Raw genomic sequence first — 722 nt, forward strand, 5'->3', positions numbered from 1 at the left:
CTGGGCAAGGCGAAGTCGGGCAGCGTGGTGGGGTCGACCTGTTGCTGGGCGAGGTCGGGGGCCAGTTGGCGGTGGATGCTCACCTGTGTCGAGTACGGGGTGCCCGGGGTGCTGGTGTCGGTGCGCGGGCCGGCGCCGATGTAGTTGTAGCCGCTGCGCACCACGCTGTTGTCGATGCCGTTCTGGGTGACGACCGCGGCCGGGCCGGCGGCCTGGATCACGGCGGCGTAGCTTTGCCCGGCCAGCGGCGTGAAGGTCTGGTGGGCGCGGTCGGCGTATTCCTTCTGCATGCGGCCGATGAAGGAGGCCACGCCGGCCTCCAGGCCGCCGAGCTGGGCGGGATCGTAGCGAGGGCCGTCTTTCCAGTACTGCGCGTTGAACGCGCGCATGGCGTCGAACCAGGCGCCTGGGCGGCGGGTGCGCTCGGAGCGGTAGGTGCGCGAGGTGACGGTTTCGCCGGGCTCGATGCCGACGTTGTCGAGGCTGACCAGGTTCGCCGTGAGGCTGGCGCCGGTGGCGATGGTGCTGCTGTGGTTGCGCAGGGCACCGCCCTGCAGGTGCAGGTCGCCACCGGCGGTGATGCTCGCGGCGGCGCTGGCGGCGAGGACGTCGAGTTTTTGATACTGGGTGATGCGCCAGGCGTAGTGCTGTTTGCCACCGGAACAGTCGGTGTCGATGCAGCGGATGTTTTCGATCAGCGCGGTGTACACGCCCGGGTCGCT

General features: G+C 69.7%; 1 protein-coding gene. It reads right to left on the minus strand.

The features are described 5' to 3' along the window. Nucleotides 1-722: hypothetical protein (locus tag AC3WJP_RS29110; protein WP_493724606.1), on the minus strand; the 722-nt coding region annotated here is incomplete at both ends.

It is taken from the genome of Pseudomonas sp. GW821-FHT01A09 (genome assembly GCF_058986725.1).